This is a genomic window from Trueperaceae bacterium (assembly GCA_019454765.1).
Lineage (GTDB): Bacteria > Deinococcota > Deinococci > Deinococcales > Trueperaceae > JAAYYF01.
The window spans coordinates 41,854-67,060 of record JACFNR010000004.1 but is presented as its reverse complement, the minus strand read 5'-3'; the positions used below and the strand labels follow the sequence as shown (position 1 = coordinate 67,060).

The following is a 25,207-nucleotide window of genomic DNA, read 5'->3' as shown; positions in this document are numbered from 1 at the left end:
CACCGCGCGTCGGCGTGCGGAGGTGGGCGCGTGGTGGGTAGTCGCGCGCGCGGCCGCAGGGGGCGCGGCGTGAAGCTCCTCCTGACCACCGAAGGCACCTACCCCTCGATCATGGGTGGGGTCTCGACCTGGTGCGACCAGCTGGTGCGCGGCATGGCCGAGCACGAGTACCACCTGCTCGAGGTGACCGGGCCGCTGCCGACGAAGCCGGCCTACGCCCTATCCGCCAACGTGAGAGGCCTGACCTCCGTCAGGCTGTGGACGCCAAGGAGCGGTCGTCCCGGCAAGGGGCGCGGCTCCGAACGCACGTTCGCGCGCGGCCTGGAACGCCTGCTTGGGTTCGCCGAGGACGACCTCGAGTCGTTCGCGACCGGGCTTCTAGACCTCGCCACGCTGGGCACCGACGTCGACCTGTGGCCCTACTTCGACAAGCGCTCCACCTGGGAGGCGGTGCGTGTGGCCATCTGGCGCACCAACGGCGAGGCTCCGCCCATGGCGGAGGTCGCGCTGGCGGTCAACTGGCTGAAGGGCACGCTTGGGCCCCTCCTCTTCATCCCACCGCACGCCGACCAGGCCCACACAACCTCGAACGGCCTCTCGGCCATCCCCGCCTGGTTAGTAGCCAAGGCCTACGGTGTGCCGCTGATGCTCACCGAGCACGGCCTCTACCTGCGCGAGCGGTACCTGAGCCTCACGAGCGAGGAGAACCCGCCGGGCCTCAAGCTGCTCCGGTCCCGCTTCTACTACGCCCTGGCGCGGATGATGTACCAGGAGGCCGACCTGATCGTGTCGGTCAGCGAGTTCAACCGCACCTGGCAGATCGAGCTCGGGGCGCCGGCCGAGAGAACGCGCATCGTGTACAACGGCGTCGCGCCGGAGGCGTTCCCCGTGGCCACAACAGACACGCAGTCACGACCCACCGTGTCGTGGGTGGGCCGCATCGACCCCATCAAGGACCTCGAGACCCTTGTGCGTTCGTTCACGACGGTGACGAAGTCCGCGCCGGAGGCCAAGCTGAAGCTCTTCGGGCCCGTCCCGAAGGGGAACGAGGAGTACGACGCCAAGGTCAAGGGACTCGTGCGCGACCTCGACCTGGGCGGCTCCGTCACCTTCGAGGGGCCGGTCAAGCCGGTTCATCACGCCTATCACGCCGCCGACGTCGTGGCGCTCTCCAGCATCTCCGAGGGCTTCCCGTACGTTGCCATCGAGGCCATGATGTGCGGCCGACCGGTGGTGGCCACCCAGGTGGGTGGCGTCGGGGAGGCGGTCGGCGATTTCGGGCGGATGGTCGACCCACGCTCGCCCGACGAGCTCGGCGCCGCTCTGACGGAACTCCTCGTGGACGTTCCGCTCAGACGGCGCCTAGGCGTCGGCGCCCGCGAGCGCGCTCTACAGCTCTTCACGCTCTCGCGCATGTACGACGGTTACCGCGGCCTCTATGGCGAGCTGGGGGTGCGCGCCCGCAAGCAGGCCCGCGCCGTCTGATGAGCCAGCCCGTCGCCTACACGCCGCCCGACTACGTGCCACCCGAGGTGGCGGCGGACTCTTGGGCGGGAGCCGAGCGCCGCAGCAGCGACCCCATCGACCGGCTCGGCCGCTCCCTCAACCGGCTCTGCCTGGAGGCAAGCGACCCCTACGAGATCGTCGCGCACTTGGAGGCGCTCGGCCTCAACAGCCCGACCGCCCTTGCGCGCTTCCACGTGACCAGTCACTTCGAGCTGGCGCACGCGCTCTACGAGCGCACCCCGAGGATCCGCGAGCGGCGCGAACCGAAGCGCAAAGACAAGCGCGATTGGGCCACGCCTACGGCCATGTGCCTGGCGTTCGTGATCACCTACTTCCTGGGCGCCTTCAGTCAGGTGGAGATGTTGGCGCCGGCCGTCGTCGTGCTCGTCTGGTCGCAGGTCGGGTCCGCGCTACTCATGAAGGCGAAGGGCGAGCTCCCGCACGCCGACCAACGCGGGGCGCTGGCCGTGATCGTGCAGCTGGGGCTGGTGGCGCTGGCCCTGACCTGGCTGCTCCTGCGGTTCGGGCCGGCCACGCTGGCGCCAACGCTCGTCTGGTTCGCGGTTGGCAGCCTGCTCTGGGCCGAACGGCACCTCGCCGCGGTCGCCGTGCCGCTGGTGGTCGGGGCCGGCCTCGCGCTCTCGGCGGCGTTCTCGTTGCCACCGATCGTCGTGCAGCTCGTGGCCATCGGCACGGCAACCTCTCTGTGCCTACCCCTTGCGCGCCACGACCCGCGCCAGAGCCTGGCATGGCTGCGGCGCAGCGCCGGCGTAGTGCCACACCCGCTCCTCTACGGCGTGGGCCAGGGGCTGCTCATCCTCGCGCTCCTCGCGGACCAGGAGCCCGACCGCAACGTCCTGCCGGGCGCGCTACTGCTGCTCGTCATCATCCTGGTGTCGCAGCGTCTCCTCATCGCCCTAAAGGCGCTACTCACCGACCGCCTCTGGCGCGCGCGGAACAGGGCGGACTTCAAACAGTTCGCGCAGCTCGCCCTCCTCGGCTACGTGACGCTGTTCCTCGTCCCATTGGGCGCCGCGTTGGCTCTCGAGCTCCTCGCCGGGCCGGCGCCGTGGCATTTCCACTGGTACGCCTTCGGCCTGTTCGGCACGAGCCTCGGGATCGCCGTGGTCGACTTCGCGCTCGGCAACCCGGCCGGCGCCAGCGTGCCGTTCGTCCTGGCGGGGGTGGCGGCGTGGGCGGGGCTGCCCTTCCTCTGGGTGGGCGTCGCGTTGGCCGCCTCCCTACTGCTCGTGGCCCAGTGGCGTGTCAGGCAGGTGGGCCGGTATGCCATCTACCTCCTATAGGGGTCACGGCGACCTCCTCGTTTACTACGGTTCCGGACAGCTGCCCGCCCTCGCTGCCAGTCGGCGTGTCGTGCTGCAACCTGACCATTACACGACCGGGGAGATCGCCGCGCTGACCGCGCAGGGCGTTAGCTCCCTGGCCTACCTGTCGGTGGGCGAGGACACGGGCCCGATGGCGCCGTGGCAGCTGGCTGGCAAGAACCCCGTGTGGGGCGGCAGTTACGTCGACGTAGCCCACCCGGGTTGGCACGAGCACCTGCGGCGGCAGGCAGAGGCGGCTCTGGCTGCCGGTTTCACGGGGCTCCTGCTCGACACCCTCGAGACGCCGCCCATCCTTGGCGGCCACCGCAGGGCGGCGCTCGCTGTCGTGCGCGAGTTGCGTGCCGTCGTCGCCGGAGGTTACATGTTAGCTAACCGCGGTCACGCGCTACTCGCCGACCTGGCGCCCCTCGTGGACGGTTTCCTGTTCGAGGCCTTCTCCACCACCTGGGAGGACGGCTACCGCGCCCTGCGCGGCCGCGAGCTCCTCGACAACGCCGCGCGCCTGCCGGGCCTGCGCGCGACCGGGCGCGAGCTGTTCGTACTCGATTACGCCAACCGGCCGGAACTGGCCGACTTCGCGGTGTCCCGCGGCGCGAACCTTGAGGTGCCGGTGCAGGTGACCAACCGCGACGTCACCGGCCTGCCCGGCTGACCCGCTCCCGCGCTAAGGCCCTCAGCGGCAGGACTGCCGGAAGGCGTCCAAGTCCCAGTTCTTGCGGATGAAGTCCATGTTGAGCTCGTTCGCCTCGGCGCAGAAGCGTGCAGTCGGGATCTCGTACTCGGCCCCGAACACGGCCTTGCCTACCCTGACGAAAGGAAGGAGCAGCCGGCACTCGCCGTAGGCGAAGCACTCCTCGTTGACCGCGAAGTCGAAGTGGTCGACGAGGTCCGTCACCTGATCGAGGTCGTTCTTGAGGCCGATGGCGAGGCCGCGTTCGTGCGCGGCGCCGGCCAGCCAGCGGTTGTAGGCGAGTTGGTCAGCCGCCTTCAGGGGGAAGCCGGTGTCGTTCTGGTAGCCGTCGACGTTGTCGGGCTCGACGGCGTCGCAACCCTTGGCGACGGCCATGTCGAGGCGCGCGAGCATGACGGGGGCGAGGGCGTCGATCTTGCGGATGTCGAGCCAGAGCTCGTTCCAACCGGCCATCTTCTTGCCCTTCACGGCCGCGGGGAACTGCCCGGCGTCGGAACGTCCGGGCTCGAAGCTGCCGGCGCTGAAGTAGCAGATGACGCGCCGGCCCTGGTCGTGCAACTGGGCGATGGTGGCGGCGCTGTTGGTCTCGAGGTCGATGTCGTAGACATCGGCGGGAACGCTAGTGTCGAGCCTGCCAGACAGCTGCCACTGCCACGACGTGCCGGGCTTGGGTTGCCAGATGTTGCCCGTCGTGGGTCGCCCCGGCGCACCCGGACCGCTCGGGTCGTGAGGCTCGCGCGGGTCATCGGGGTCGGCCGGGGGCTGTTGTGCGCTCGCGACCCGGAAGGTGGCGTGGGCCGTGACCGTCGGGCCCGCGGCGAGCTTCGACCTGGCCACAATGGTTAGCGTGCCCTCGCCGTACTCGGCCAGCTCCAACGGCCCGGCATCCGCCGTCGGAGTGAAGGGGGAGTCGTGGTCGGTGTAGGTGAGGAGGTTGTCGCCATCAGCGCCTACCACGGTGAACTCGACGAACTCGAGTCCGCCCGACGGTTCGCGCACGAACACGTGCAGGGGCGAAACCTCGAGGGTGCGGCCGTCGAGCGGGAAGGCGTCGGCGTGGGCGGGGTCGAGACTGGCGTAAATTGCGACGCCGCCTGCGCGTGTCGTCTCACCCGCGGAGCAGGCGGCGACGAGCGCTACGAGTAGACCTGCGACGAGCAACTGCAAGTTACGCCTACCGATGATGCTGACCTGCCTGGCCATCAACCTCTTACCCCGCTTCGCGTGGGCGCCGCTTAGAGCGGTGGCAACCAGCTTGATTGGCACAAGCGCCAGGGCTTGCTCGAACCGGTTGCGCCACTCGCTCCACCCGGCCCAGGCGCCCAGATACGGACCGGGTTTCAACGCGTTTCGAGGGCTGCCCCTCGTGGCCCGAGTCTCGGCCCGAGCGCAGTGAGAAGCGTGAGTGTGGCCGCGGTGCACGAAGGCTCACGGTCGAGGGGTTCTCCACGCCGTTCGCTCACCCCCCTCCGCCCATCTACCCTTGCACCGCCCGCCCGCCCGGACCTATTGTGACCTCGGTAACTAACCTGGCGACCTAGCGGCGGCCGCGCGCACCTGCGCAGCGGGCCGCGCAGGCCGTGGCCGGCCGGGCGCCGCGAGCGGCGCGCCGAGCCACCCTCGCCAGGCGCGCGCGTTCGCGCGAGAAGGAGGCGAGCCGGAGTCGAGTCGTGCAAACAGCCTCGCCCGCGCTCACGCGGGGCCTCCTTCCACCGCGTCTTCCCTTCCCTGCCGTGAGCCTCGGGCCTCAGGCGACGCCCTATGCCCGTCTCGGGGGGCCGTTCGCGGCGGGCGTGCCGGCAGGCGGCCGGCCGCGGTCCCATCGGGCAGCCCGTGCTCGGCACGGGAGTGGAAGGAGTGAAGGTGGATCAGCTCTTTAGGCTCGACCCGTTCAGGAAGCGCATCTCGCGTAGGTCGTTCATGAAGCTGATGGGGGTGGCGGCGGCGGCCGCGGCCGCCGGGCCGGCGCTCGTGCGGGCGCAGGGGCAGTCGGGCACGCTGCGCATCCTCCAGTGGAGCCACTTCGTCCCGAGTTACGACACCTGGTTCGACGCCTACGCCAAGGCGTGGGGCGCCGCCAACGGCGTGAACGTGATCGTCGACCACGTGAACCTGGCCGACCTGCCCACGGCGGTGGCGGCGGAGATCTCGGCGGGCAGCGGGCACGACCTCATCGAGATCGTGGGGGCCGAGGCGGGGCAGTTCGAGCCGAGCCTCTTGGACCTCACCGACATCAACCAGGAGGCCGCCAGCCGCTTCGGCGATCAGCTCGACATCGGCAAGCGTTACTCCTTCAACCCCGTCACGAACAAGTACTACGGCTTCTGCATCGGCTGGACGATAGACCCCGCCAACTACCGGCGCAGCCTGTGGGAGAAGGCGGGCATGCCGGACGGCCCCACCACCTGGGAGGACCTCGTCACGGTGGGCGGCAAGATCCGCGACGAGCAGGGGGTGCAGCTCGGCATCGGGCTGGCGCAGGAGCTCGACTCGAACATGGCGCACCGCGCCATCCTGTACTCGTTCGACAGCATGCTGCAGGACGCCGAGAGCAACATCGTGATCGACTCGGGCGAGCCGTTCGAGCGGGCGCTCGAGGCCGTCAACTTCATGAAGCGGCTGTACGAGGCGGCCATGACGCCGGAGGTGTTCGCGTGGAACGCGGCCTCCAACAACCAGGCGCTCCTGGCCGGGCGCGCGTCTTACATCCTCAACAGCATCTCGGCGTACCGCTCGGCGCAGGCGGACGTGCCCGACATCGCCAAGGACGTGTTCTTCGGGCCGGCGCTGCACGGGCCGCGCGGCAGCGCCTGGAGCAACGCGCACGTGATCTACAACTACATCGTGCCGCAGCACTCGGGGAACGTCGACGCCGCCAAGCAGTTCGTGCTCGACCTGGCCGAGAACTACGACCAGGCCATGTACGCCAGCAAGCTGTACAACTCGCCCTCTTACTTCAACGCGCCAGTGACGGGCGCCGGCGAGTACCCGGCGGTGGCGGGAGCGAAGACGTTCGCGGACCTGCACGAGGCGTGGTTCGACGACGACCCGTTCCGCCTCGAGGGCGAGCCGGCGGGCAAGCTGAAGCCCCTCAAGAACGCGGTGGAGTGGACCACGAACGTGGGGCGGCCCGGTTACACGAGCCCGGCCGTGGCGGAGGTGTTCAACACCTTCGTGATCCCCAACATGTTCGCGCGCGCCGTGCGCGGCGACGAGACGCCGGAGCAGGCCATCAAGACGGGCGCGGCCGAGGCGCGCAAGGTGTTCGAGGGCTGGCGCCAGCGGGGGCTGATCTGACCTTGCACCACCGCCCCCGCTCCAAGGCCGCCGCGCGCGCGGGGTCGCGCGCGGCCCCGCCAGGTGGGCGCGCGCCCGCCTCCCGCGCGGCGGCCTGACATGGCCACCCTAGAGGTCCGGGAGCTGCACACGCACTTCGCCGGGGTCCGCGCCGTCGACGGCGTGGACCTGGCGGTGCGCGACGGCGAGTTCCTCGTGCTGCTGGGCGCCTCCGGCTCCGGCAAGACGACGCTCATGCGCACCATCGCGGGGCTCGAGAAGCTCACGTCGGGCGCCGTGCTGATCGGGGGGCGGGTGGTCAACGACCTGCCCCCCAACGCGCGCAACATCGCCATGGTGTTCCAGAGCTACGCCCTGTACCCGCACAAGAGCGTGTACAAGAACATCTCCTTCCCCCTCGAGGCGGTGAGGACGAGCGAGGCGGTCATCAGGGAGAAGGTCAACTGGGCGGCGGGCCTGTTCGGCATCGGGCACCTGCTCAGGCGCAAGCCGCGCATGCTCTCGGGCGGCGAGCGGCAGCGGGTGGCGCTGGCGCGCGCGCTCGTGCGCGAACCCAACCTGTTCCTCCTCGACGAGCCCCTCTCCAACCTCGACGCCAAGCTGCGGCACCTGGCGCGCCACGAGCTGAAGAAGCTCCACCAGCGCGTGGGCATCACCACCATCTACGTCACGCACGACCAGGTGGAGGCCATGGGCCTGGGCGAGCGCGTGGCCGTCATGAACCACGGCAAGATCGAGCAGATCGGCACGCCGTCCGACATCTACCGCGAGCCCGCCAACACGTTCGTGGCGCGCTTCATGGGCTCGCCCGCCATGAACCTCCTCCGGGTGGGCGGCGAGGTCATCGGCTTCCACCCCGAGAACTTCCTGCCGAAGGGCGAGTTCGAGGCTCGGCCGGGCGCCAGGCACCTGGGCTTCTACGTCACGGGCGTCGAGGACCTGGGCGCCGACATCCTGCTGTACGGCCGCGTGCCCAACGCCGAGGAGGTGCCGCAGGAGGGCGCGACCGACGCCGCGGCCGCCATGCTCGTCGATGGGCCGAAGGGCGCGGACGTGATCGCCAAGCTGCCCGCGCGGCTGGCGGGGCGGGTGGAGGTGGGCGTGCAGCACGACTTCTTCGTGCAGCCCGGCCTCGTCAAGGTCTTCGACCCCGCCACCGGGCGCCGCCGCGCGGCCGCCGAGACGGCATGAGCGCCCACGCGCCGCAGCGCCGCGACGCCCTCCTGGCGGTGGGCATGCTCCTGCCGGCGGTGCTCTTCATCGTGCTCTTGGTGGGCGTGCCGTTCGGGCTGGCCATCTACTACAGCCTGCACGACGTGACCACGGGCGGCACCGAGCCGCGCTGGGTGGGGGCGGGCAACTTCCTCGAGCTATTCGGCGACCGCAACTTCATCACCGCCCTCAAGAACACCATCTGGTTCACGTTCGGCACGCTCGTGGCCGTGCTGGTCCTCGCCACCATCCAGGCGGAGCTGCTCATGCGCAAGTTCCGCGGCAAGTGGGTGGTGAGGTTCCTGCTGCTGCTGCCGTGGACGGCACCCGTGGCGCTCGGTCTCATCGGCTGGTTGTGGATGTACGACTCGGTGTTCAGCCCCATCGACTGGCTGCTCAGGCAGCTGGGGCTCCTGGGGCGCCCCGGGGCGCTCCTGGGCGCCATGCCCAACCTCTACTGGTTGGGCGACAAGCAGCTGGCCATGCCGTCGGTGATCGTCGTGAACGTGTGGCGGCTACTGCCGCTCGCCACGGTGATCGTGCTGGCGGGCCTCAACTCCGTGCCGCGCGACGTGATCGAGCAGTCGCGCATCGACCGCGCCGGCTACCTGAGGCGACTGTTCGACATCGTCCTGCCCATGATCTCGCCCATCCTGCTCGTGGCCATCCTGTTCACGTTCGTGTTCACGTTCGGCGACATGATCAGCATCTTCATCCTCACGCGCGGCGGGCCGGCCAACAGCACGCAGGTGGTGGCGTCCATGGCGTTCTTCACGGGCATCCTGGGCGGCAACCTCGGCAAGGGCGCGGCCGTGGCGCTGTTCCTCTTCCCCGCCCTGGCGGGCGTGAGCGGGGTGCTGCTCAGCCTCATCCGCCGCAGCGAGGTCGGCTGATGGCCGCCACGTCGCTCGGCGCGCCCGGGCGCGGGGGCGCGGGGCGCCTGGCGGGGCGCGGCGTCTTCTACCTCGTCATCGCGCTCTTCACCGTCTTCGCGGCGCTGCCCTTCTACGTCATGCTCATCACGGCGTTCAAGCGCAACTCGGACTTCTTCGACCCGAACGCCAACCCGTTCTGGTTCAGCCAGTCGCCGACGCTGGAGCACATCAGGCTCCTCTTCCAGGACACGCTGTTCGTGCGCTGGCTCCTCAACTCGTTCCTGGTTGGCGGGTTGGTGGTGGCCATCACGCTGGTGCTGGCCGTGCCGGCCGCCTACAGCCTGGCGCGCCTGGCGGGCAGCTGGGGGGAGGCGCTGGCGATAGGCATCTTCCTCACCTACCTGATCCCGCCCACGCTCCTGTTCCTGCCGTTCGCCAAGGTGATCGCGTTCCTGGGGCTGCAGAACTCCATGTGGTCGTTGGTCGTCGCCTACCCCACCTTCACCGTGCCGTTCTGCACGTGGCTCCTCATGGGGTTCTTCAAGGGCATACCGGCCGACATCGAGGAGCAGGCCATGGTGGACGGCTACTCGCGCTTCGGCGCCTTCGTGCGCGCCGTGCTGCCGCTGGCCGTGCCGGGCATCCTCACCGTGGTGGTGTTCGCGTTCACGCTCTCCATGAGCGAGTTCGTGTACGCGCTCACGTTCGTGCAGGACTCGGCGCAGAAGACGGTGAGCATCGGCGTGCCCACCGAGCTCGTGCGCGGCGACGTGTTCAGGTGGGGCCCGCTGTTGGCGGGCGCCCTGATAGCCAGCATCCCCGTGGCCGTGCTGTACACCTTCTTCATCGACCACTTCGTGGCGGGGCTCACGGCGGTGGCCGGTGAGTAGCCAGCAAGCGTCGGCGCGGAAAGGGCCGGCCGCCGCGGCGTGCGGGTCACGCGGGCCGCCGCCACCGTGACTGGGTCGGAGAGAGGACGTGGCGCCGGTCGTGATGACCGGCGCCACCTGTTTCATGCGCGCGCCTAGTAGAAGGTGTAGAGCGGCACGCCCGTGAGGTCGACGTCGGTGGCGGCGCCGGCCGTCACCTCGACCTCGTCCACGACCGCCACGCGGTCGACGCCCGAGATGCCCGTGGCGGCGTCGCGCGTCTCGATGCTGAGCACCAGGTAGGTGCCGGGAGCGAGCCCGTCGAGGGTGTAGGTGTACGTGCCGTCGCCGAGGGGCACGGCGGCCGTCTGGTAGGGCGCCAGCTCGCCGAGGCTAGGGAGGCTGCCGAAGCCCGGGTCGGGCGCCACGCCGTTCACGTACGGCAGGGCGTACACGGTGGCCGTGGGGCTGCTTGCAAGGGTGAGGCCCAGGAGCGCCGCGTTGGCGTCGAGGAGCCCCGCGCCGCACAGGTTGAAGTCGGCGAGACCCTGCACGGGCGCGGCGCACTCTGCGAGGGCGAGGGGCGCAGAGGCGGCGTGCAGCCGCGCGCGGATCTGCGCCGTGCTGAGGCCGGGCTCGCGCGCCAGCATGAGCGACACGACGCCGCTGACGTGCGGCGCCGCCATGCTGGTGCCCTCCATGAGGCCGTAATCTTCGATCACGCCGTCGGAGACGGTGCTGAGGACACCGGCGTAGGCGTAGTCGCCGGGGAGGTCCGGGTGAGCGTAGTCGTCGTCGCCGCCGGGCGCCAGCACGTCGACCTGCAGGCCGTAGTTGGAGTAGTAGGCGCGAGCGCCCGTGGGGCCGGCGGCGCCCACGGTGATGACGCTCGGGCAGCTGGCGGGGAAGAAGATGTCGGCCGCCGAGCCGTCGTTGCCGGCCGACACCACGGTCGTGATGCCCATGCTGGCGAGGGCGCCGAAGATGGCGTCCGCGTCGGCCGGGCACGCCGCGAACACGTTGCCGCCGAGGCTCATGTTGATCACGCGCGGGATGTTGGCGTTCACGTGACCGCCGTAGGCCGGGTCGTCGACTCCAGCGGCCCAGAAGAGCCCCTCGAGGATGCCGGCGAAGTTGCCGCTGCCGTTCGCGCCCAGCACCTTGACGGGCAGAACGTCGACGTTCCAGTTGACGCCGGCCACGCCCACGGCGTTGTCGGTGACGGCGCCGATGGTGCCCGCCACGTGCGTGCCGTGGGTGGAGCCGCCCGCCAGGGTGTACGGGTCGTCGATGGTGCCCTCGCCGGGCATCTGGGCAACCGGGTCCCAGTTGGCGAAGTTGGCGCCGCCGGCGGCCCACTGCACGTCGGCGTGGTCGTACTTGCCCGTGTCGAGCACGGCCACCGTGACCTTATCGGTGGCGCCCGTCTCGACCTCCCACGCCTCGGGCAGGTTGAGGAGCTCGTAGTGCCACGCCTGCCCCGCGTAGAGGGGGTCGTCCGGCGTGAGGGCGGTGGTGGAGAGGATCCAGTTCGGGAAGGCGCTCCGCACCAAGCCGGTGGCCGAGAGCCGCTCGGCCATGGCTCGCGTGGCGGCCGCGTCGAGGCCCGCGGCGCGGTAGAGCGTCAGGCCCTCCACGAGCGGGAAGGTGGTCACGGCCGCGAAGCTCGTGCCGCCGAAGGCGAAGCCGCCGTCGGCGCGGAAGGTGAAGCCCTCCGCCGCGCCCTGGGCGGTGGTGCCGAAGCGCGCGTCGCGCGCGCCGCGCTCGAACGTCACGAACAGCTCGCCAGGCACCACCGGAGCGGCCTCGGGCCCGGCGGCCTGCGCGCCAAGCGAGAACGTGGTGGGGGCGCGCGTGATGGTGCCCACTACGCTGCCGGTGGCGCCACTGATCGTCACCGACACGGCGGCGGAGTCGGCGGGGTTGCCGCCCGTGTCCTTCGCCCTGGCCACGAGCTGGACGGCGCCCTCGGTGGTGGGCACCCAGTCGAGGGCCCAGTCGCCCGTGTCGGAGGGCACCACGGTGTTGAGCGCCTCACCGTTCACGAGGACGGTGACGCCGGCCACGCGCACGTTGTCGTCGGACGTGCCCGTCACGTGAACGGTGGTGCCGGCCGTGACGACGGCGTTGGCCGCCGGCGCCGTGATGGCCACGGTGGGCGGGGTCGAATCGGGCGGCGTGCACGCCGCCAGCACGAGGGCCAACGTGGCCACCACCGGCCAGATGGACTTGCGAGAGAGCCTCCCCGGGAACCTCAAACCGATCACCTTCCTAACGCCCGACCCAGCCGGCGCGACCGCAACAAGACGCCCAAGAGACGCAGAAGCCCCGCCGCGGCCGAACGCCAGCCAACATCGGTTCCGAGAATCATAGCCGGGTTATGCTCGCGCCACATCGCCCTTGCTGCGACCGGGGACGGGGAGATGTGCTGGGGGAGGCCAGGGGGACGGGTATTCCTTCCGCGCATGCAGCGATAGGAAGTATCGCAAGACATGGAATACGAAGAGGAGATAAGCCTTCAGGACCTAGTTCAATTGCTGCGCCGCGGATTGGTGTTCGCACTTGCCGTTGCACTTGGCGCTACCGGGTTGACCTACTACTTGAGCAGGCGCATGACGCCCGAGTACGACTCGACTGCAACGCTGCTGGTCAGTAGACCAGGCAGCGCCCAGGGCACGTTCGGAGTCTCGCTTGTAACCGCACCCACTATCGACATCACGGCGTACCAGGCCGCTGCGAAGAGTTACCCAGTTCTGTCGACAGCCCTCGAGACGCTTGGTGTCCACGACGCTGGCGTCGCTACGGTCGGGGCGTTCTCGAAAGTAGTGAGTGTGCGGGCTGAATCGGCCCAGCAGTCGAGCCTCTTGCGCGTGACGGTGCGAGACGCCGATCCGTCGTGGGCGGCGGAGGCGGCTAACGCCCTCGGGAATGCGCTTCTCGGCTGGGACATAGCGCGAGCTAAGCAGAACCTCCAAGTCCTCATCGCGACCCTCCAGTCACAGATCGACGCTTTCGATGCGGAGATCGTTGGTGCTTCCACGGGCGTCGGATCAGATGCCTCGCAGTCGACGCAGGTGGAGGGAATCAAGGCCCTGCGGGCCGACAGAGCGAACCAGCTGAACGCGGTACGCGCCCTCAGCGCATCGGCGGTCGGGCTCCTCGAGGTACTCGAGCCGGCGATGCCAGCCCTGCGACCATCGAGACCTCAACCCGCGCGCAACGCTGCACTGGCCTTCACCCTAGGACTCTTCCTCGTATACGGCCTCGTCATGTTGCGGGAGGCCATGAACACGCGCTTCCGCAACTCCGAGGACATACAGCGCGCGACGGAACTACCTGTCCTGGGAGAGTTCCCGCGACTTCCATCGGGGACCACGCGCCTACCCAGCGAGGCGACCGGTTACCTCCGCACTAACATCATGTTCGCAACTTCTCAGGACCTACCCAAGGTCATCGTCGTGACTAGCCCCGGTCCCGCCGAGGGGAAGAGCACCGTGGCGCTGGGCCTGGCACAGAGCCTCGCGAGGAATGACTACAACACGTTGCTGATAGACGCAGACATGCGGAAACCCACGGTATCAGCCAGGGCCGGGTTGACGAAGGATCAGGTTGGCAACTCCGTGCTTAGAGCGTTCCTGGAGAACCCCGATGGTAGCGGCAGGCCAGTCACGGTCCATCTGGACGGCGTGGGCCTGGACGTACTACCGACGCTCGAGCCGGCTCCGGACCCCACCGAGTTGTTATCGCGGTCGTTCGCTACGCTCCTCATGCGGTTGAAGGGGCAGTATGACGCGATCGTCATCGACTCGCCTCCCACGCTCCCCGTGGCCGATACGCTGACCATCGCCCCACACGCAACGGCCGTGGTTCTAGCGCTCAGCCTTCCAACCACGGACCGTCGTTCGACGGCGGCCACACTCGATCTCTACGAGCGTATCGGCGTGCGCGTCCTGGGTACCGTGATCACGAACGTCGACCACGGCGGGAGAGCAGCTAGGGTCGGCAAGTACGGCTACGGCTATGGCTACGGCTACGGCTACGGCTACGGGCCCCAGGCCGGGGCCCACCCCAAATCCGACGTGGCTACGCCGAGTAGGAAACAACTCTTGCCTCGGCGACAGGACGGCTATTGACTCTCCCTATCCGCGCGTCCCGAGCACGCGGCGCCGCAGCCACTCCCCATATGCCACCCGGCCTATGTGTCGGAAGGAACCGCTGCACTCCCCCCACCGGGCGGCATCCGCCTTACAACGAACCGACTCGCCACCTGTGACTCGGCCCATCACGGCGTGCCGGCGTCCACACCGGCCCCTTCGCGCGCAGTTTGCACCACGCCGCGACCCACATCTGAACGCCCCCGGACCTACCCCCCCACCACATACCTCTCCAACGCCCTGACGATCACCGCACTCCCATTCTCGATATCCCGCCACCGCACGTGCTCGTTCGGACTATGGATCCGCCCCCCGGGGTAGCTGGCGCCCAACCCCACGACGGGCGCGCCGAGCTGCTCCACGAACGGGTGCATGGGGCCGGACGACGGGGTGTTCGGGTACACGGCCGGCGCCACCCCGTGCACTTCCTCTAACGCGGCCAGCGCCGCATCGACGAACGGGTGCGCACGCGGCCCCCACACGGGCTTCTCGTGGTGCTGGAGGAGCACGACCTCGATGTCTGCGAAGCCGGCGCGGGCCAAGTGTCGCTCGATCAACCCCTTGACCTCGAACGGGTCCTGGTCGGGCACCAGGCGCACGTCGATCTTGGCGGTGGCGGCGGCGGGGATGACGGTCTTGGCGCCCTCGCCGGCGTAGCCGGAGCTGATGCCGTTGACGTTGAGGGCGGGCGCCAGCACCACGGCGCGCAGCCAGTCGCGGCCCGTTGCGCCGTTCAGGTAGCCGCGCAGACCGAATAGGCGCGCCAGCTCGCTCTCCTCGGCGGGCAGGGCGTCCACCATTGCCACCACGTCGTGGGGCGGGGTGACGACCTTGTCGTAGAACCCCTCGACCAGCACGCGGCCGGTGGCGTCGCGCAGCGAGGCGAGGGCGGCGGCCATGCGCCAGGCGGCGTTGTCGACGACGGGGCCGTACGACGAGTGCAGGTCGCGGTCGGCCGTCCTGAGCCGCAGCTCGAGCGCCAGGATGCCCTTGAGGCCAAGGAAGGTGGTGGGTCTCTCGTGGGCGTCGACGGCGCCGAACTCCCACACCACCGCGTCCGCCTTGAGCCGTTCGCGCTCGCGCTCCAGGTAGCCGGCGAGGCTCGGGCTGCCGATCTCCTCCTCGCCCTCCACCACGAACTTGACCCTGAACGGCAGGGGGCCGTTGCGGAGCTGGAACCAGCGCAGGGCCACGAGGCGCGTGACCAGCTCGCCCTTGTCGTCGGCGGCGCCGCGGCCGTAGAGGGCACCGTCACGCTCGTCGAGCGTGAACGGGTCCGAGTCCCACTCCTCGAACGGCTCCGCCGGCTGCACGTCGTAGTGGTTGTAGAAGAGGACGGTCGGCGCGCCGGCCGCGGTGGCGCCCCCCTCGGCGTACACGACGGGGTTGCCGGCGGTGGCGTGCAGCTCTGCCGGGAACCCCTCGGCCGTGAGCAGGGCGCGCACGGCCTCGGCGGCCTCGGCCACGCCGCGGCCCTGCGCGGCCACGGACGGGATGGCCACGAGGTCGGCGATGGCCGCCTTGGCGAAGCGCGCGAGCTCCGGCGGGAGCGTCATGCCCCCGCCGGATCCGCGCTGCGGCGCGCCGTCACTCACTTGAGCGTGGCGCCGTAGAGGTAGATGAACTCGTCCGCGCGCGGCTCCCACACGAGGCGGTCGCTCACGCCGTAGGCGTCCTTCTGCTTGTAGAGGAAGATCATGGGCGCCTCGTCCTGGATGATGACGGCGGCGCTCAGGTAGGCGGCGAGGCGCTCGCCGCGGTCGATGGTGGTGTGGCCAACGTCGATGAGCGCGTCGAGCTCGGGGTTGGAGTAGTAGCTGAGCAGCTGGTCGGTGCGCAGCAGGTTCCAGTAGACGAAGTCGGCGTCGAACGGCGCGTTGCCCCAGCCGATGAGGAACAGGTCGGGGGCGGCGCCGCCGAAGAGCTCGCCCACGTAGGCGCCGTACTCACGCACCTGCAGGTCGACGGTCACGCCCACGGCCTGCAGCTGCGCGGCCACGGCCTGCGCCACCTGCACGTCGTTCACGTAGCGGCCGTTCGGGGTGCCCAGCACGAGGGTGAGGCCGCTCGCGTAACCGGCCTCGGCGAGCAGCGCCCGCGCGCGCTCCGGGTCGTACGGGTAGGGGGCGAGTTCGGGGTCGTAACCGAAGTCGATGGGGGTCAAGAGGCCGGTGGTGGCGGTGGCCAGCCCGCCGAAGATGCCCTGCACGATGCCGTTGCGGTCGACGGCGTAGTTGAGGGCCTGGCGCACGCGCGCGTCCTTGAGCGCAGCGTTGCTACCCGTGGTGTTGATGCCTATGTAGAGGACGCGCGCCCCGTCCACCGTGGCGAGGTGGGCGTTGGTGGCGCCGTCGACGGCGGCGGTGAGGCTGGGCGGCACCTGCGTGATGATGTCGGCCTCGCCGGCGCTGAGGCTCGAGAAGCGCGTGATGGCCTCCGGCACGGGCTGGAACACTATGCCCGGCAGGCTCGGCGCGCCCCGCCAGTAATCGGCGTTGGGGGCGAGGGTGAGGCTCACGTCGCGCGTCCAGCCGACGAACTTGAAGGGCCCCGTGCCCACGGGGTGGGAGGCGAACTCGGCGGCGCCGACCCTCTGGTAGTAGGCGGGCGGCACGATGAAGATCTCGGAGAAGTAGACCTCGGCCAGCGGCGTGGGCGCTTTGGTGACGATCCGCACGGTCAACGGGTCGACGACCTCCACGTGGTCGATGAAGGCGTAGCCGCCGGCGATGGGCGAGGCGGCCTCGGGGTCCTTGATCCGCTCCACCGTGAACTTGACGGCGTCGGCGGTGAGCGGCTCGCCGTCGTGGAACTTCACGCCGTCCCGCAGGTGGAACTCCCAGGTGAGGTCGTCGAGCGCCGACCACGACTCGGCCAGGCCGGGCGCGAAGGTGCCGTCGGGGTTCTTGAAGACGAGGGCGTCGAACAGGTGCAGCATGACGTTGAAGGTGGGGGTCTCGCGGTTCTGGGTGGGGTCGAGCGTCTTGGCGTCGGCGCTCTGCATGACCACCACGTTCTGCGCGCCCGCGAGCGCGGCGAACGCCACCACGAGTAGTAGGAGTAGGTTGCGGACTCTACCGAGCATCGGTTGCCTCCTAGTGACCCCCGGAGCCCGGGTCCCCGTCCCGAACTCAGTGAAGAATGATACCGGACGCCGTGAGGGCGGGTACTCTGGCGCCATGCTGACCTACCTGGGCAGGCGCCTGGTCATGAGCCTCGTCGTGCTGTTCGGCCTGTCGCTCCTGGTCTTCACGATGGTCAACCTCTCGGGCGACCCGGTGAGGTTGCTGCTGCCGCCCGACGCCACCAACGCCCAGGTGGACGAGCTCCGCCGGACGCTCGGCCTCGACGCGCCGCTCGTCGAGCGCTACTGGCGCTTCCTCGGTCAGTTCGTGCGCTTCGACTTCGGCGATTCCCTGCAGTTCCGCCAGGACGCCCTCGGGCTGGTGCTCGAGCGCCTCCCCGCCACCCTCTCGCTGGCCGGGCTGGCCATCCTCCTGGCCGTGGTGGTGGGCGTGCCCCTCGGCGTGCTCGCCGCCCTGCGGCGCGACGGGGCGAGCGACGCGGTCATCACCGGCGTGGCGGTGACGGGCCAGTCGCTGCCCGTCTTCTGGGTCGCCGTGATGGGCATCCTCCTCTTCGCGGTGCAGCTCAAGTGGTTGCCGGCGGCGGGCGCCGCCACGTGGCGCCACTACGTGCTGCCCACCGGCACGCTGGCGCTCTTCCTGCTGGGCGGCATCGTGCGCATGACGCGCATCAGCATGCTCGAGGTGCTGGGCGCCGCCTACGTGCGCACCGCCAGCGCCAAGGGCCTCAGGCGCGGCCGGGTGGTGTGGCGCCACGCCCTGCGCAACGCCGCCATCCCCGTCGTCACCGTCATCGGGCTGCAGCTGCGCTTCGTGCTGGGCGGCTCCGTCATCACCGAGACGGTGTTCGCCTGGCCCGGCCTTGGCCGGCTGCTGGTGCGCTCCGTCTACGCCCGCGACTACCCCGTGGTGGAGGCGGGCGTGCTGGTGGTGGCGGTGTTCCTGATCCTCGTCAACACCCTCGTCGACATCACCTTCACGCTCCTCAACCCCCGCGTGAGGCTGCAGTGACGGCGGCACGGTGGCGCCTCCGGCTCGCCAAGCACTTGCGCCGCCCGCGCGTCTTCCTGTCGGTGATCGCGCTGGCGGCCGTGGTGGCGGGCGCGCTGCTGGGGCCCCTCTACCCCATCGACCCGCTCGAGCAGGACCTCATGGCCACCCTCAAGCCCCCCATGTTCGCGAGCGGCGGGGTCACCCACGTGGCCGGCACCGACCAGCTCGGCCGCGACGTCCTCGCCCGACTGCTGGCCGGCGCCCGCGTGTCCCTGGCGCTGGGCGCCACGGCCCTCGCCATCGCCATGACCCTCGGGGTCGTGTTGGGCGTGCTGGCCGGCTTCCTTGGCGGCGTGGTGGACGCCGTGATCACCGCCATCACCGAGACCCTCATGGCGCTGCCGTTCGTGCTGCTCGCCATCGCCGTCATCGCGGCGGTGGGCGCCAGCCTGCCCGTCGTCATCCTCACCCTGGGCCTCACGGGCTGGGTGTCGTTCGCGCGCCTGACCCGCGCCCGCGTGCTCGAGCTGCGCGACGAGGAGTACGTGGTGGCCGCCCAGGCGCTCGGCGCGCGCCGCTGGCGCCTCATGCTCAAGCACCTCTTCCCCAACCTCGTGCCCATCATCGTCGTCGAGGGCACCCTCCAGCTGGGCGGGCTCATCCTGGCGGAGGCGGGCCTGTCGTTCCTCGGCCTCGGCGTGCAACCCCCCACGCCCAGCTGGGGCGGCATGCTCGCCGAGAGCCAGGTGTTCGTGGCCGTCGCCTGGTGGCTACCCACCATGCCCGGGCTCGTGCTGCTCGTGACGCTGCTGGCGGTCAACCTGCTCGGCGACACGCTCAGGGACCTGACGGCGCCGGGCGGGTAAGGAGGGTCGGTCGTCGCGTTGCGCTTGGCCCGGCCCCCGGCCGACCGCTTCGGTCAGCTGAGCGTACCGAGCGGTGCCGTCCTACCCACGAGCCAGGCGCGCACCTCCTCGGGCAGCAGCGGGCTCAACGCCTCGCGCACCCTGTGGTGGTAGGCGTCCAGCCACGCGACCTCCTGCGCCGTCAGCAGCGCCGGGTCGATGAGGTCGCGGTCGAAGGGGCACAGCGTGAGGGTCTCGAAGGCGAGGAACTCGCCGAACGGGCCCGACTCGGCCGGCGCGACGGTCATCACGTTCTCGAGGCGCACACCGAACACCCCCTCGAAGTACACGCCGGGCTCGCACGAGTTGACGTGACCGACGTCGAACACGACGTCGTTCGTCTTGTTGATCCGCTGCGGCCCCTCGTGCACGTGGAGGTAGCTGCCGACGCCGTGGCCTATGCCGTGGCGGCACTCCCAGCCGTTGGCCCAGATGTGCTGCCGGCCCAGGGCGTCGAGCCGCTGGCCGGTCGTGCCGCGGGGGAAGCGGGCGGCGCCGAGCGCGATGAGGCTCTTGAGGACGGTCGTGTAGGTGCGCTTCTCCGCCGGCGTGGGGGTGCCGAGGGCCACGGTGCGGGTCGTGTCGGTGGTGCCGCTCGGGAACTGCGCGCCGCAGTCGATGAGGACCACCGAGGTGGCCGCGAGGGGTTGCGGGTCCTCGCGGTTCAGCTGGTAGTGACCCACCGACGAGTTCGGGCCGAACCCCACGATGGTGTCGAAGCTGGGTCCGCGGTAGTCGGGTAGGCCCGCGCGGAACTCCTGCAGCTTCTCAGACACGGAAAGCTCCGTCTCGGCGCTCGGGTCGGTGGTGGCCAGCCAGTGGAGGAGCCGCGTCACGGCGGCGCCGTCGAGGGCGTGCGCCTGGCGTGCGCCGGCGATCTCGGTCTCGTTCTTCCTGGCCTTCATGGCGTCGACCGGGCTGGCGGCCAGCACGCGGTCGAGGCGCGCCGCCGCGTCGTAGAGGAGCACGTTGGTCTTGGCGGGGTCGAGCAGCAGCCTCGTGCCCGCGGGCAGCTCCGCCAGCGCGGCGGTCACGGCGTCGTACGGGCGCAGCGTCACCTCGGGCAGCAGGGAGGCGCGCAGGGCGGGGGTCACCTGCTCCTCGTGGACGAACAGCTCCGCCGAGGCGCCCCGCACGAGGCAGTACGCGAGCGCCACCGGGTTCATGGGCACGTCGCTGCCGCGGAGGTTGAGGAGCCACGCCACCTCGTCGAGGGCGGTGACGAGCATGCCTTCGGCGCCCAGGTCCGCCAGGCGCGCCCGCACGCGGCCGAGCTTCTCGGCGGCGGGTTCGCCCGCGTGCCTCAGCGGGTGGTCGACGACGGGCGCCGGCTCATCGGCCGGGCGGTCGGTCCAGACCTCGTCGAGCAGGCCCGGGCACGCCTTGGCGCCGAGCCCCGCCGGGGCCAGCCGGGCCTCCAGGGCGTGGAGCGCCTCCACGCTCACCGACTCGGGGTCGAACCCGACCGCGCTGCCTCTCGGCAGCGTCTCGACGAGCCAGGCGGCGAGGTCGGGGGTGCCGGGCTTGCCCTCCTTGAACACCTCGATGGGCGCGCCGGCCGTCTCGGTGTCGGCCCGCATGTGGTAGCGCGGGTCGACCCAGAGGCCGGCCCGGTCGGCCGTCACCACCAGCCGACCCGCCGACCCGCGGAAACCGCTGAGCCAGGCGCGGGCGCGCCACCGCTCGGAGAGGTACTCGCTGAGGTGGGCGTCGCCCGTGGTGGCCAGCCAGGCGGCCACGCCGTGACGCTGCATGCTCTGCCGCAAGCGGCCGAGTCTAGCTGTGGGGTTCGGCATGTGGACTCCCATCGTCGGCTCCGGGACGAGCGGGCAGGCCGCCCCTTCAGCCATTTCTCATACTGTTGACAATCTAGCACGCCCGGCGCTACGCTCCCCACAACCAGCCCTCGCGAGCGGGACCGGACCAACGCCGAAGGAAGCCCGCCGGGATCCCGCCCGGCGCGTCCGAAGGGAGAAGCGTGACCGTGAAGAGACTCCTGTTGTCGCTCGTGCTCGTGGTGGGGTTGTTCGGCAGCGCGCTGGCGGGCTAGTGGCGTTCCCCCCACCGTCCATTCGAAGTCCGAAGATCGGAGAGCATGACGACGACCACCAGTAGCTCCAGTTGGGGCACGCACGACGCCCTGCCCGACGAGCGCAACAAGGACGTGCGCGTCTACGTGAACGGCGCCCTGAAGCCGCGCGAGGAGGCCACCGTGTCGGTCTTCGACAGCGGCTACCTCGTGGGCGACGGCGTCTGGGAGGGGCTCCGGCTGCAGGACGGCGCGCTCCTCTTCCTGGAGCAGCACCTGAAGCGCCTCTACGAGGGCGCCAAGGCGATAGCGCTCGACATCGGCCTCACCCCCGAGCAGCTCACGGACGAGATCTGGAAGGTCCTGAACGCCAACGGCATGCGCGACGGCGTGCACGTGCGCCTCATGGTCACGCGCGGCAGCAAGCGCACGCCGTCGCAGGACCCGCGCTTCGTGGTGACGGGCCCGACCATCGTCATCATCGCGGAGCACAAGGCGAGCAACCCCGGCGTGCGCGCGGCCGGCGTCAAGCTCTTCACCTCGACGGTCAGGCGCCCCTCCCCCGACGTGCTCGACCCGAAGCTCAACTGCCACAGCAAGCTCCACGAGGTGATCGCGCTGCAGCAGGCGCTCCTGGCCGGTGCCGACGAGGCCCTGATGCTCGACCCCAACGGCGCGGTCGCCACCTGCAACGCCACCAACTTCTTCTGCGTCCGCGGTGGGCAGGTGTGGACCTCGACCGGGCAGTACTGCATGAACGGGATAACGCGAGGGAACGTGATCCGTCTCTGCCACGAGAACGGCATCCCGGTGTTCGAGCGCGACTTCTCCCTGACCGACGTGTACGGCGCGGACGAGGCGTTCGTGACCGGTACCTTCGGCGGGCTGACGCCGGTGACCCAGGTGGACGGGCGGGTCATAGGGGACGGGGCGGTGCCGGGGCCGGTCACCGCGCGGTTGGCCAACCTGTACGAGGACGCGAAGGCGCGTTACGTGGCGGCGCGGCCAGGCAGGACGGGGCCGGGATAGCGCGTTAACCTACGGCAGGCGCCGGGGGTCGGCTTCCTTGGCGGTGGGATGAGGCATCCTCACGCCGGGGCGCATGGAGGTACGTAGTGCTCGAACGGCTGGGTCGACTCGACCGCGAACAGGGTGCCGGCAGGACGCTCCGCGAACAGCTCGTCATCGCCCTGCGTCAGGCCATCCTCGAAGCGACCCTGCCGCCCGGCGAGCGCCTCGTGGAGACGACCCTCGCCGACCAACTCGGCGTCAGCCGCGGTCCGCTCAGGGAGGCCATCCGTCAACTGGTCGAGGAGGGACTCGTCGACCAGGTGCCCTTCCGCGGCGCCGTCGTCAGGTCCCTATCCATCGAGGACATCCAGGAGATCTACTCCTTCCGCACCCTCCTCGAGTCGTTCGCCTTCAAGATCGTGTGGGACAAGCGCGGCGAGGACTTCTTCCGCGCGCTCGACTCGCGCCACCGCGCCCTCGCCTACGCCACCTACGCCGGCGACCAGCAGCAGGCCATCAAGCGCGAGATGGACCTCCACGGCCTCGTCTACGAGTACTCCAAGCACCGCAGCCTCATCGAGTCGTGGAACCTGCTCCGCAGCCGGCTCCACTTCTACTTCACCCTCCACCACGAGGCCCACCACCGCAAGGCGGCCCTCCCCGACGCCCACGACACCTACGTGGCGCTCGCCAAGGGCGACGACTTGAACGCCATGCTTCACGAGGTCGAGGCGCACATGCGGCGGGGGCTGGACACGCTCGAGGCGTTCGTGGCGGCGCGAGAGGTGCGGCCCAAGACCGACTCGGCTTGAGTACATTGTCGAGTAGTGGGGTGCGCAGCAAGGTGGTCGTCGGGCTTCACCTCGGCATCGATCGGACGCCGAGGTTGGGCCGCGCCGCCATGCTTACTCTGCTTGGTCAGTCTTTGAGACCCTCGTCATGAACCTGTCGCCCGACGACCCTCGCATTCGCCGACTCGAACAGGAGATCGCCTCGACCGCGGCGCGCCTAGCGGCGTTGAGGGCAGAACTTGCCGAGCTGCAGAACTCTCGTCGGGATGGTCCTGCCAAGACGACGATCGACGCCCGTTCGTCACCAGAGGCCAAGGTCGCGCTCTTCATGAGCTACTTCATCGGCCGTCCGGATGTCTTCGCCACGCGCTGGGTAAGTGGGCGCACGGGCAAGGCGGGCTGGAGTCCCGCCGTGCGAGGCGGCTACCACACTGACGGCGATGCCCCCCAGGACTACCTGCCATACAACGCTACGGTCGTGGATCAGCACCTGCGCGGGAGGACGCCACGCGGCGATAGCTTCCACGCAGGCATCTACCCGCTGTTGATCGACGACGCGTGCAGCCTGCTCGCGTGCGACTTCGATGAGTCCAAGTGGCAGGCAGACGCGGCAGCCTACGCGGCGGCGTGTCAGGAGCGGGGCCTCTCGCCGCTAGTAGAGATCTCGCGGTCCGGGCGAGGAGCTCACGTCTGGCTATTCTTCGAAACGCCGACACCCGCCCGCGTGGCCAGGCTTCTGGGCGCCGAGCTACTGAAACTTGCCATGGACCGTCGTGGCACGCTGAGCTTCGGGAGTTACGACCGCCTATTCCCTTCTCAAGACCTCCTCCCGACGAACGCCAACGGCCGCGCCCGGTTGGGCAACCTGATCGCGCTCCCACTCCAGGGTGAAAGTCGGAAGCGGGGCACTACGGTCTTCGCCGATCCAACCACCTGGGAGATCCACGACGACCAGTTCGCGCACCTAGCGTCCATCGCCAAGGTCTCCGCTAGTGACCTTGAGCGTGTCCTCTCGGCACCGAGCCGACCTATACCTGCACCTGGTGGCGTCCCCGCCGCGAACGTCACTCTCCGCTTGGACGCCGGGGTGCACATCCCCCTGGAGGGCGTGGGGCCCGCCACCATCAACTCGCTCAAGCACGCGGCGTCGCTGCCGAACCCCGAGTTCTACAGGAAGCAAGCCCAGAGGTTCAGTACGTTCGGCACGCCACGCCTCGTCACGGCGTATGAGCTCCGCGAGGGCGAACTGCGTTTACCCCGAGGTTTGTTGGAGGTCGCCAAGGGGCTGCTCGAGGCCTCAGGGATCACGGTGGCCACCTCACGAACCGAACCCGCTCCGTTCACTGTTCCGTTCTCGTTCGTGGGCCACCTGACACCCGAGCAAAGGGTGGCGACGGCCGCCCTGAGACGTCACCCGGTGGGGATACTCGTCGCGGCTCCAGGCGCAGGCAAGACGGTGATGGCCTGCAACCTTATCGCCGCGCGTCAGGTGCCGACCGTCGTGATCGTGAACCGCGCTGAACTCGTCGACCAGTGGCGCGCCAGCCTCATGCGCTTCCTGGGAGTCCAGGCCGATTCGATCGGCCAGCTTGGTGCGGGCCGCAGGCGGCTGGGTGGGCTGTTGGACATCGTCATGCTACAGACCATCAGTCGCCGTGGGTTCGACCCGGATAGCCTGAACGGTTACGCACACGTCGTGATCGACGAGTGCCATGCCGCGGCCGCCCCAGCCGCGTTGGCGGCCCTCGACAAGCTAGAAGCGCCCTACTGGCTTGGGTTGACCGCCACCCCGTTCCGCGCCGATCACATGGACGAACTGATAACCATGCAATGCGGGCCGGTGCGCCACACGATGGTGGCGCCACACGAAGCGCGCTGTCTGCACGTGCACACCACCTCGTTCGTGACACGTGAAGATGGACGGTCCGGCGCTTCGATCCAGGCCATCTACGGTGAGCTCGCTACCGATCCGACACGCAACCAACAGATAGTCGCCGACGTGCTAGCAGCGGCTGGTCGGGGCCGTCGTTGTCTCGTACTCACGAACCGCGTGGATCATGCCGACGTGTTGAACGACCTCATCAAACGGGCCGGCGCCGACGCCGAAGTACTCCACGGCAAGCTGAAGACCAAGGAACGGTCCGCTGTCATGGCTCGGGCACGGAGCTCTACCGGAGGCGGCAGCGTTCTGGTAGCGATAGACAAGATCGCGGGGGAAGGGCTCGACCTACCGGCGCTCGACACTCTCTTCTTGACCATGCCCGTGTCGTTCAAGGGCAAGGTGATCCAGTTGGCGGGCCGCATCACTCGCGGCAGCGGAACCTCGGTGCCTGAGCTGCACGATTACCACGACGCTGAGGTACCCCTCCTCGACCGGATGTACAGGCGGCGGCGGCGCGTCATAGAGCGGGTGGGGTTCGTGGCCGGCGTTACTTGAGGAAG

At 69.7% G+C, this 25,207-nt stretch carries 18 protein-coding genes and 1 riboswitch; of the genes, 13 read left to right on the top strand and 5 right to left on the bottom strand.

The genetic code is table 11. The annotated features are described in order from the left end of the window. The first annotated feature begins 69 nt into the window (after positions 1-69). From pelF to H3C53_02440, 3 genes are all read left to right on the top strand, one after another. Entirely contained in the window at positions 70-1,485 is a 1,416-nt protein-coding gene (pelF, locus tag H3C53_02450) for a GT4 family glycosyltransferase PelF (protein MBW7915537.1), read from the top strand. Continuing rightward, positions 1,485-2,810: a hypothetical protein gene (locus H3C53_02445; GenBank protein MBW7915536.1), complete on the top strand. Its 1,326-nt coding sequence runs from the start codon at positions 1,485-1,487 to the stop codon at positions 2,808-2,810. The genes pelF and H3C53_02445 overlap by 1 nt, the downstream gene beginning before the upstream one ends. A 70-nt stretch (positions 2,811-2,880) precedes the next feature. Beyond that, positions 2,881-3,504 (top strand): endo alpha-1,4 polygalactosaminidase, encoded by a 624-nt coding sequence (locus H3C53_02440; GenBank protein ID MBW7915535.1) that lies wholly within the window; start codon positions 2,881-2,883, stop codon positions 3,502-3,504. 21 nt (positions 3,505-3,525) lie between these two features. Here the strand turns inward: H3C53_02440 and H3C53_02435 are convergent, their stop codons facing one another. Further along, on the bottom strand, positions 3,526-4,380 hold the full coding sequence (locus H3C53_02435; GenBank protein MBW7915534.1) for an endo alpha-1,4 polygalactosaminidase: 855 nt from the start codon (positions 4,378-4,380) through the stop codon (positions 3,526-3,528). A gap of 441 nt (positions 4,381-4,821) precedes the next feature. Beyond that, positions 4,822-4,903, bottom strand: a riboswitch (cyclic di-GMP riboswitch). Positions 4,904-5,406: 503 nt separating this feature from the next. Here H3C53_02435 and H3C53_02430 point away from each other — a divergent pair. The 4 genes from H3C53_02430 (at position 5,407) to H3C53_02415 (ending at position 9,817) form a co-directional block, all read left to right on the top strand. Next, positions 5,407-6,840 carry an extracellular solute-binding protein gene (locus H3C53_02430; GenBank protein MBW7915533.1) on the top strand — a complete coding sequence of 478 codons (1,434 nt, stop codon included), beginning with the start codon at positions 5,407-5,409 and terminating at the stop codon, positions 6,838-6,840. Positions 6,841-6,939: 99 nt separating this feature from the next. Then, complete coding sequence (locus H3C53_02425) at positions 6,940-8,031, top strand: ABC transporter ATP-binding protein (protein ID MBW7915532.1); 1,092 nt, start codon at positions 6,940-6,942, stop codon at positions 8,029-8,031. A gap of 44 nt (positions 8,032-8,075) precedes the next feature. Next, positions 8,076-8,945, top strand: coding sequence for a sugar ABC transporter permease (locus H3C53_02420; protein ID MBW7915531.1), 870 nt, complete (start codon positions 8,076-8,078; stop codon positions 8,943-8,945). Beyond that, entirely contained in the window at positions 8,945-9,817 is an 873-nt protein-coding gene (locus H3C53_02415) for a carbohydrate ABC transporter permease (GenBank protein MBW7915530.1), read from the top strand. Before H3C53_02420 ends, H3C53_02415 begins: the two co-directional genes overlap by 1 nt. Before the next feature lie 134 nt (positions 9,818-9,951). Here H3C53_02415 and H3C53_02410 read toward each other — a convergent pair whose 3' ends face one another. Continuing rightward, the gene (locus H3C53_02410; protein ID MBW7915529.1) at positions 9,952-12,063 is read right to left on the bottom strand and encodes a S8 family serine peptidase; all 2,112 of its coding nucleotides are present in this window, start codon (positions 12,061-12,063) and stop codon (positions 9,952-9,954) included. A gap of 225 nt (positions 12,064-12,288) precedes the next feature. Between H3C53_02410 and H3C53_02405 the strand changes: the two genes are divergently transcribed. Further along, positions 12,289-13,929, top strand: a complete 1,641-nt coding sequence (locus tag H3C53_02405; protein MBW7915528.1) for an AAA family ATPase — start codon at positions 12,289-12,291, stop codon at positions 13,927-13,929. 230 nt (positions 13,930-14,159) lie between these two features. On the opposite strand, the gene H3C53_02400 is transcribed toward H3C53_02405, so the two are convergent. Beyond that, the gene (locus tag H3C53_02400) at positions 14,160-15,506 is read right to left on the bottom strand and encodes a M20/M25/M40 family metallo-hydrolase (GenBank protein ID MBW7915527.1); all 1,347 of its coding nucleotides are present in this window, start codon (positions 15,504-15,506) and stop codon (positions 14,160-14,162) included. Positions 15,507-15,541: 35 nt separating this feature from the next. After that, entirely contained in the window at positions 15,542-17,035 is a 1,494-nt protein-coding gene (locus H3C53_02395) for an ABC transporter substrate-binding protein (protein MBW7915526.1), read from the bottom strand. 94 nt (positions 17,036-17,129) lie between these two features. Here H3C53_02395 and H3C53_02390 point away from each other — a divergent pair, with 94 nt between their 5' ends. Together H3C53_02390 and H3C53_02385 are read left to right on the top strand one after the other, a co-directional pair. Further along, positions 17,130-18,047 (top strand): ABC transporter permease, encoded by a 918-nt coding sequence (locus H3C53_02390; GenBank protein MBW7915525.1) that lies wholly within the window; start codon positions 17,130-17,132, stop codon positions 18,045-18,047. Then, entirely contained in the window at positions 18,044-18,895 is an 852-nt protein-coding gene (locus H3C53_02385) for an ABC transporter permease (GenBank protein MBW7915524.1), read from the top strand. The genes H3C53_02390 and H3C53_02385 overlap by 4 nt, the downstream gene beginning before the upstream one ends. Before the next feature lie 53 nt (positions 18,896-18,948). Here the strand turns inward: H3C53_02385 and H3C53_02380 are convergent, their stop codons facing one another. Further along, positions 18,949-20,784: an aminopeptidase P family N-terminal domain-containing protein gene (locus H3C53_02380; protein ID MBW7915523.1), complete on the bottom strand. Its 1,836-nt coding sequence runs from the start codon at positions 20,782-20,784 to the stop codon at positions 18,949-18,951. Between the two features lie 245 nt (positions 20,785-21,029). On the opposite strand from H3C53_02380, the gene H3C53_02375 reads away from it, so the two are divergent. The 3 genes from H3C53_02375 to H3C53_02365 all read left to right on the top strand — a co-directional run bounded on the left by H3C53_02375 (position 21,030) and on the right by H3C53_02365 (position 25,202). Next, a complete protein-coding gene (locus H3C53_02375) occupies positions 21,030-21,992 on the top strand; it encodes an aminotransferase class IV (protein ID MBW7915522.1) in 963 nt (320 codons plus the stop codon). A 155-nt stretch (positions 21,993-22,147) separates the two neighbouring features. Then, on the top strand, positions 22,148-22,786 hold the full coding sequence (locus H3C53_02370) for a GntR family transcriptional regulator (GenBank protein MBW7915521.1): 639 nt from the start codon (positions 22,148-22,150) through the stop codon (positions 22,784-22,786). Positions 22,787-22,913: 127 nt separating this feature from the next. Continuing rightward, entirely contained in the window at positions 22,914-25,202 is a 2,289-nt protein-coding gene (locus H3C53_02365; protein ID MBW7915520.1) for a DEAD/DEAH box helicase family protein, read from the top strand. The last annotated feature ends 5 nt before the right edge of the window (positions 25,203-25,207 follow it).

What these genes read in the sequence shown, in the direction of transcription:
- H3C53_02425 (MBW7915532.1), top strand. Translation starts at nt 6,940, where the DNA reads ATGGCCACCCTAGAGGTCCGGGAGCTGCACACGCACTTCGCCGGGGTC.
- H3C53_02395 (MBW7915526.1), bottom strand. Translation starts at nt 17,035, where the DNA reads ATGCTCGGTAGAGTCCGCAACCTACTCCTACTACTCGTGGTGGCGTTC.
- H3C53_02390 (MBW7915525.1), top strand. Translation starts at nt 17,130, where the DNA reads ATGCTGACCTACCTGGGCAGGCGCCTGGTCATGAGCCTCGTCGTGCTG.
- H3C53_02415 (MBW7915530.1), top strand. Translation starts at nt 8,945, where the DNA reads ATGGCCGCCACGTCGCTCGGCGCGCCCGGGCGCGGGGGCGCGGGGCGC.
- H3C53_02420 (MBW7915531.1), top strand. Translation starts at nt 8,076, where the DNA reads ATGCTCCTGCCGGCGGTGCTCTTCATCGTGCTCTTGGTGGGCGTGCCG.
- H3C53_02445 (MBW7915536.1), top strand. Translation starts at nt 1,485, where the DNA reads ATGAGCCAGCCCGTCGCCTACACGCCGCCCGACTACGTGCCACCCGAG.
- H3C53_02400 (MBW7915527.1), bottom strand. Translation starts at nt 15,506, where the DNA reads ATGACGCTCCCGCCGGAGCTCGCGCGCTTCGCCAAGGCGGCCATCGCC.
- H3C53_02380 (MBW7915523.1), bottom strand. Translation starts at nt 20,784, where the DNA reads ATGGCTGAAGGGGCGGCCTGCCCGCTCGTCCCGGAGCCGACGATGGGA.
- H3C53_02375 (MBW7915522.1), top strand. Translation starts at nt 21,030, where the DNA reads ATGACGACGACCACCAGTAGCTCCAGTTGGGGCACGCACGACGCCCTG.
- H3C53_02365 (MBW7915520.1), top strand. Translation starts at nt 22,914, where the DNA reads ATGAACCTGTCGCCCGACGACCCTCGCATTCGCCGACTCGAACAGGAG.
- H3C53_02405 (MBW7915528.1), top strand. Translation starts at nt 12,289, where the DNA reads ATGGAATACGAAGAGGAGATAAGCCTTCAGGACCTAGTTCAATTGCTG.